Below are 4,112 nucleotides of genomic sequence, written 5' to 3'. Positions count from 1 at the left end.
GTCAGCGATCGCCCTCGCTGCAACCGTCATATTCTGGTTATGAGTCCTGAACCTAGGTCCATCACAGGTGTTAGATCAAAGAGCGTTTCATAAAAGGCGCGTACTTCAGAAAGTGCGTCGGTCGAAATGTTCGCAACGATCCGTTTTACAGTCATGCGCGCTACCCTTCGCAAATGGTTTGAAGACGCACCCATGAAGCATCCGGTAAAACCGGCATCTGCGCGACACCCGCAAGGGGATCACCTTCGATCAATTCAAGCGTTTGCTCGCCTGTAACATCTATCGCATAGCCATAAGGGCTTGAGGGGATGGATTGTGCCTCAAACCGCGCGAGAATTGGAGCAACCGCGACGGGTGCAGGGTCTTCGATCAATAGCTGTTTTGCATGCGCTTCCAGCGTGCCATCAGGAAGGCGGCTTGTGGTAAGCAAACGCAACGTCGCCATGGTTCCCGCACTCTCTAGCACATGACGCAAAGGGTCACGATCTGCGCGGCGCGCTTGTTCCGCGATGATGTAGCCCGCAAGCACATCGGGGCTTTCGTAGTCTTCGACCATAGTGCGGCTCAGCAAAATAACGCCGCCGGGAATATGGATCGCATCTTTGACGCCAGCGCGCATCACGGCAAGGTACGTAGGGCCCTCATCCGTAGTCATGCGCTGGGTCAGCTCGACCAAAGATTGCGTCGCTGTCGGGCTGCTGCACGGAATTCCTGTCGAGCGCTGCATGTGGGTCAAAAGGCTATTGCCAATTTCAGCGCGCTTCACGGCAGGTACGACTTTCAACGCTTGATCAACAATCGCATCAGGTAGCAAAAACGCAGCAGCGGCAGCGCCAGCGGCAAGTAAAGCAACTGTGAGAAACCCACGAAGTCGACCTTTTCGCGGGCGTGCGCGCTCAACCGCTTTGCGCAGCTTTTCTATGGCACGGATCATTTCGTCTTCGTCGTCGGCGATTTCGAGGGTTTCGGTTGTATCACCTTCGGGATGAAACAGAGCAGGTCGCTTGCCAGGGTTCGCACGCTCAATCGCCGCCAATGACCAATGGGTCAGCGCCTGATCACGCATATCCTTGATGGTCAGAGTGGCATCGCCAATGCACACGACAACATCGACGCGCTGTTTGTCAGGCGAAGCACGCCAGAGGCCTGTAGCCTCTAGTCGGTCATATTTGGTTATCGCTGTCATGTTGGGCGGGTCTGCTCTGCCTCTTGATTAAACATAGCATAACACGCGCGACGGGGGACGGGCAATATTGTTAACTTTGCAAGCTTTTGCGCAATTCGAACTTCTGGATTTTGCCTGTGGAGGTCTTGGGAAGCTCTTGGAACACCACTGCTTTGGGCGTTTTGAAGCCTGCAAGCTGTGAGCGTGCATAGGCGATCAGCTCTGCCTCTGTGACGCTCGCGCCGGGAAGCAGTTCAACGAAAGCACAGGGTACTTCGCCCCATTTGTCATCGGGTTTGGCGACAACAGCGCAGAGCGAGACCGCGGGATGGCCCATCAGCGTGCCTTCGACCTCGACCGACGAAATATTCTCGCCGCCCGAAATGATGATGTCCTTGGCGCGGTCCGCAATTTGGATGTGTTGGTCCGGGTGTTGCACCGCAAGGTCGCCAGAGTGGAAGTAGCCACCTGCAAAAGCGTCCTCCGTCGCTTCGGGATTCTTGAGATAGCCTTTCATAACCGAGTTCCCACGGATCATGATTTCGCCTTGCTGGGTGCCGTCCATCGCGACTTGTTCCATGTCCGGGTCGAGCACAGTGATGTCGTCCATCATTGGCATCGCAACGCCTTGGCGTGCTTTAATGGCAGAGCGTTTGTCTTGCTCAAGTCCGTCCCATGCATCACCATCCCAGAGGCATTCGGTCACGTGCCCATAGGTTTCCGTCAGTCCGTAAACCTGCGTGATGTGAAAGCCCATCGTTTCAATCGCCGCGAGCGTTGCTGGGGCAGGGGGTGCGCCAGCGGTGAAGACTTCGACCGTGTGATCAAACGCGCGGCGCTCTTCCGGGGCGGAATTGACGAGGGTGTTAAGCACGATAGGCGCGCCGCCGAAATGCGTAACACCTTCGTCGGCAATGGCATCATAAACCGCTTTCGCACTGATATCGCGGCAGAAGACGACTGTTCCGCCCAGCATCGGCATCATCCACGTGTGGTTCCAACCATTGCAGTGAAACATCGGAACGATGGTCAGATACACGGGCGCGAGGGTGAGTTGCCAGCTGACAACTGTGCCCATCGTCATCAGATACGCGCCGCGATGGTGATATACGACCCCTTTGGGACGTCCCGTGGTGCCTGAAGTGTAGTTGAGCGCGAGACTTTCCCACTCATCGCTTGGCATGATCCACTCGAACGCTGGATCGCCGCTTGCAATGAGCGCGTCGTAGGTTATGTGGCGGCCCGTTGCTGGATAGCCTGCGGCGTCATCAGGAACTTCGATGATCTGGGGACCTGCACCGTCCATTTGCTCAATCGCAGCTTCTGCGACTGGGAGGAACTGAGTGTCTACGAGTGCCGCTTTGGCTTCGCCGTGCTCAAATATGTAGGCAATGGTGCCTACATCGAGACGTGTGTTGATTGTGTTCAAAACCGCGCCACTTGCGGGAACGCCGAAATGCGCTTCTGCTTGTGTCGGGACGTTGGGAAGCAGCGTCGCTACGACGTCGCCAGAGGCAATGCCAACCTGCGTAAGGGCAGAGGCAAGTTGCGTGCATCTCTGATGGTACTCGACATAATTAAAGCGTTGTTCGCCGTAGACCACAGCAGTCTTTTTGGGGAAAACTTTGGCGGCGCGCCGCAAATGTGAAAGAGGCGTCAGCGCGCGATAATTGGCAGCACGCTTGTCTAATCCGGTTTCATCCTTCATCCATCCCATGTGCGTATGATCCTCCCACGTGTCATGTCGCAAATTTTCGTTAAACTGGCAGCACTTTTGAGAGATGGAAAGAGCAATGACGCATCAGCCTAAGCAAGCCGCGACGTTTATGGTGATCTCGATGCTGATCATTGGGTTGATCGACAACTATATTGCAGTGATCGCGCGCGATATCAGCCTGTGGCAGTTTCAGTTCTTTCGGGCCTGTATGGGTTTGCCGATGCTTGCGTTGGTTGCCTATTTCGGGTTCGGCACGCTGCGCCCTATCCGGCTTTGGGCGGTGCTTTTGCGCAACGGGCTGATTGCGCTTGGGATGGTGTTCTACTTTGGCTCGCTCGCGTTTATGCCGATTGCACAGGCTTTGGCAGGACTTTTCACCGCGCCGATTTTTGTTTTGCTGATCAGCGTTTTCGCCTTTGGTGAGAAGGTCGGGTTTTTGCGGATTTTTGCGGTTCTATTGGGGTTCGCGGGAATTATCGTGGTTCTTGGTCCAAATGATGGTGCCATGACATGGGTGAATTTCCTGCCTGTTTTTGGAGGGCTGTTTTACGCGATGGGATCCGTCGCCACGCAAAAGATATGTGCGGGAGAAAACACTCTGGTGATGCTGGCGGGAATTTTCGGGCTACAAGGGGTAATCGGAGCTGTCATGCTAACGGGACTAGCCATTGTCGCGCCAGAAGCCCCCGCGGGCAGCGATGGTTTTCTGCTGCGCGGTTTGATCTGGCCGACTTCGCTGACGTGGTCGCTGATCTTGCTGCAAGCGGTTGGCTCGCTCATTGGCGTTGGGTTTCTGGTGAAAGCTTATCAAAGCGCTGAACCCAGCTTTGTGACTGTGTTCGAGTATTCCATTTTCATCTTTGGTCCGTTTTTTGCTTACGTCCTGATGGGGCAGGGGATCACAGTTAACCAACTCATCGGAATTGTGATGATCGCGGGGGCAGGATCGTTGATCGCGTTGCGCTCCAAAGGGTGAGGGTGCAGAGTTTTGCGACGAGAGTTTGAGAGCAATACGCTATGATCATTTCCAAGAGCCGCAATTATGTCTTTGTGCACATCCCGAAAACGGGAGGCACAGCCCTTACCCTTGCTCTTGAAGACCGTGCGGCGGCGGATGACATCATCATTGGCGATACCCCAAAGGCGAAGCGTCGCAAGAAAAGGCTAGAGGCGTTTGAAGTGGTCCTACTAATTCGGACAGGTTTGTGGCTCAGCTAAGATGTAATCGGG

Annotated in this window: 3 protein-coding genes and 1 pseudogene; 2 read left to right on the top strand and 2 right to left on the bottom strand. The window is 54.9% G+C overall.

The window, feature by feature from the left end; genetic code table 11:
- Window positions 1-160 precede the first annotated feature (160 nt).
- A complete protein-coding gene (locus PFRI_RS04675) occupies window positions 161-1,186 on the bottom strand; it encodes a hypothetical protein (RefSeq protein ID WP_072629582.1) in 1,026 nt (341 codons plus the stop codon).
- 70 nt (window positions 1,187-1,256) lie between these two features.
- Window positions 1,257-2,882 carry an AMP-binding protein gene (locus PFRI_RS04670; protein ID WP_072629581.1) on the bottom strand — a complete coding sequence of 542 codons (1,626 nt, stop codon included), beginning with the start codon at window positions 2,880-2,882 and terminating at the stop codon, window positions 1,257-1,259.
- A gap of 76 nt (window positions 2,883-2,958) precedes the next feature.
- On the opposite strand from PFRI_RS04670, the gene PFRI_RS04665 reads away from it, so the two are divergent.
- Together PFRI_RS04665 and PFRI_RS04660 are read left to right on the top strand one after the other, a co-directional pair.
- Window positions 2,959-3,858, top strand: a complete 900-nt coding sequence (locus PFRI_RS04665) for a DMT family transporter (RefSeq protein ID WP_072629580.1) — start codon at window positions 2,959-2,961, stop codon at window positions 3,856-3,858.
- Window positions 3,859-3,899: 41 nt separating this feature from the next.
- Window positions 3,900-4,061, top strand: a pseudogene (locus PFRI_RS04660) (sulfotransferase family 2 domain-containing protein); the annotation flags it as partial.
- Between the last annotated feature and the right edge of the window lie 51 nt (window positions 4,062-4,112).

It is taken from the genome of Planktotalea frisia (assembly GCF_001890925.1).
Lineage (GTDB): Bacteria > Pseudomonadota > Alphaproteobacteria > Rhodobacterales > Rhodobacteraceae > Planktotalea > Planktotalea frisia.
Note: the sequence above shows the minus strand (reverse complement) of the source record. Positions and strands in the feature narration are given on the sequence as shown.